Annotated in this window: 3 protein-coding genes; 1 reads left to right on the forward strand and 2 read right to left on the reverse strand. The window is 64.1% G+C overall.

From position 1 onward, the window contains the following. The coding region (locus V7050_RS20310; RefSeq protein ID WP_324411186.1) for a recombinase family protein at nt 1-349 on the reverse strand (349 nt) is incomplete at its 3' end. After that, on the reverse strand, nt 346-801 hold the full coding sequence (locus V7050_RS20315) for a DUF2924 domain-containing protein (protein WP_324398296.1): 456 nt from the start codon (nt 799-801) through the stop codon (nt 346-348). The genes V7050_RS20310 and V7050_RS20315, both read right to left, overlap by 4 nt. Before the next feature lie 452 nt (nt 802-1253). On the opposite strand from V7050_RS20315, the gene V7050_RS20320 reads away from it, so the two are divergent. Next, nucleotides 1254-2486: a hypothetical protein gene (locus V7050_RS20320; protein WP_324375942.1), complete on the forward strand. Its 1233-nt coding sequence runs from the start codon at nt 1254-1256 to the stop codon at nt 2484-2486.

The raw sequence follows: 2486 nt of genomic DNA on the forward strand, positions 1-2486 counted from the left end.
CGTTCCGGTCGAACACCTCGACCAGCTTGGCGAAGTCGGCGAGCGAGCGGCTGAGGCGGTCAATCTTGTAGACGACGACCACGTCGACCAGCCCGTCCTCGATGTCGTTGATGAGCCGCTGCAGGCCGGGGCGTTCCAGCGTGCCGCCGGAGATGCCGCCGTCGTCATACTGATCGCGGACCAGCACCCAGCCCTCGGAACGCTGGCTGGCGATGTAGGATTCGCAGGCCTCGCGCTGCGCGTGCAGGCTGTTGAACTCCTGCTCCAGCCCTTCCTCCGAGGATTTCCGGGTGTAAACCGCGCACCGCAGCTTGCGGACGGGTTTCGACTTTTCGGGCGGTTTCGTCATGTCCGCCCCCTATGGTTCTTGAGCCCGAAGAACACCCAGCCGTTCCAGCGCGTGCCGGTGATCGCGCGGGCGATGGCGGACAGCGACTTGTACGGCCGCCCCTGCCATTCGAAGCCGTCGGCGGTGACGGTGACGACGTACTCGACGCCCTGCCACTCGCGCAGCAGCCGCGTGCCGGTGATCGGGCGGTCGCGATCGGCGCGGATGTTCCGCTTCGTCCGGTCGCCGCCGTCCAGTTCCTCGCCGAGCCGCTCCAGCCGCCTGATCGTCTCGGGCTTCAGCCCGCCATAGGCGAGTTCCTGGATGCGGTAGGCCAGGCGGCTTTCGAGGTAGCGACGGTTGAACGGGGGCGGCTCGCTGTCGAACAGGTCGCGCCACTGCTTCTTCAGGTCCGGCGTTGGCGTGGTCTTCAGCACGGCCAGGCGCGCGGGGATGGGATCAGGCTTGTTCATGCATTCCTCCGGTGAGTTGGAGTTGCATGAGGGCATCGGTCGGGCGGATAGTGTAGGCAACGTTCTCCAGTTTCGTCAGTTACTTCGCCCATCTCCCGCTTCCGCAACCGGACCAGCCCGAGCGCCAGCAGGCCGCAAAGCTCGGTGCGGCGTTCGGCCAGTGTCATCTGGTCAGGCGGCAGGGGATTGGGGCGTTTCATGCGGGCCTCGGAGCGGTCGTCTCCTCTGGCCTCTACTCACCGGCTTCGCGAACCGTCCCACGATGGCGGGCTGCGACCATGCGCACCAATCTGACTCGACTCCCGGTTGTTCTGTCGCGTAGAACATAATCGGAACATATTTCACCTTCGCCCGGTGAACCGAATGCGCTTCTCGCCAGCGCAATGCCTGCGGTGGAAGCGTGATCCGGTTTACGACCGCAGCGAGATGGTTTCAGGGCGAAAGGAGCTCCCGTGGCAAAGAGGATCAGGAATTTCGTCGACCGCGCCTTCTCCAGGACTGTCGATCTGGAACTGCTTCATCGCCTGCTGAGTCCTTATCTCGGCCAGATCGGTTTCGATTGGGATGGGCTGCCGGAGGATGACGGGGAACGGCGCGAGGCGATCTTCGGTCTCTTCGCGAAGGCTGACCTGCGATTCCCGGCAAAGCTGCAATTCGCCCTCTACAACATCACGACGCTTTCGACCGATGCCGGCGCGCGGATCATCCAGGAGATCGCCTCGGAGGCCGGAGTGGATGTCCTGTCCGCCTACCGCGTCGAGGGCGCCGCTGACGATCTGCGCTTCACACCGCGCTTCATGGCACTGGTCACCTGGCTCGACCACCGTCCCATCTTCGACCGCTCCCTCAGCGCTGCGGCATTTCTTGCGCACTCGACCAAGCTCGAACGTGACGCCGAGCGCGAGGACGTCGAACTTCGGCACCATGATGCCGGGGTGCAGGATGGCTTCGCCGAGGCGGCGCGGCTGCATTTCGCGGGTCGCTACAATGGGCACTATTGCGACGTTCGATGGTTCGAAGAAGAGGATCTGCTGCGCGTGCTCATCCTGCACGGTTCCAAGCCGGAGACGAAGAACGTCGACCAGGAAGGCGCCGAGGACACGCTGAAGTTCCGCGAGATCGTGCAGTCGACGATCGAGTACGACCAGCGAAGGAGCGCAATCGCTGTGGGCTCGAAGTCCGCGACGGACGCCAAGAAGCTGGTGAAACTCTTCGGCGCATATGTTCTCGGCGACGGCGACATTTTCGAAGCCTCGGCGAAGGAGGAACTCTACACCCTCGGCCCCCTGCAGCGACAGGGCGACAAGTTCAGGTTCAACTTTGATCCCGAGGGGGAGGTCACGCATGTCGCCCTGCGGGAAGTGCGGATCGACGAGGCACAGCTGACCGCCACGGGGCGTCTGCGTCTCTCGCCGTGGTTCCTGTCGCTCGGCGATTCCGAGAATGCGCTCAGGCGCCTGAAGGAGGTAGCCCCCGAGATCGACGTTGGCGACGTGCGGATCGTTCATGCCAAGATCGACGTGACCATCGAAGTGGACGACAGCGAGATCGTCGTGCCGGTCACGATCAGGCCGCCGCGAACGGTCAGCATGCGCGATCACTCAGCCGCGATGCAGAAGGTGCTGGAGAGACATGTACGCGCCCACCTCGACGAACTCGCCGAGGTCCGGCCCGACTTCCGGTGA

It is taken from the genome of Amaricoccus sp. (assembly GCF_036846665.1).
GTDB lineage: Bacteria > Pseudomonadota > Alphaproteobacteria > Rhodobacterales > Rhodobacteraceae > Amaricoccus.

Excerpts from the sequence above, each read along its gene's own strand:
- V7050_RS20315 (WP_324398296.1), bottom strand. The coding sequence starts at position 801 with ATGAACAAGCCTGATCCCATCCCCGCGCGCCTGGCCGTGCTGAAGACC.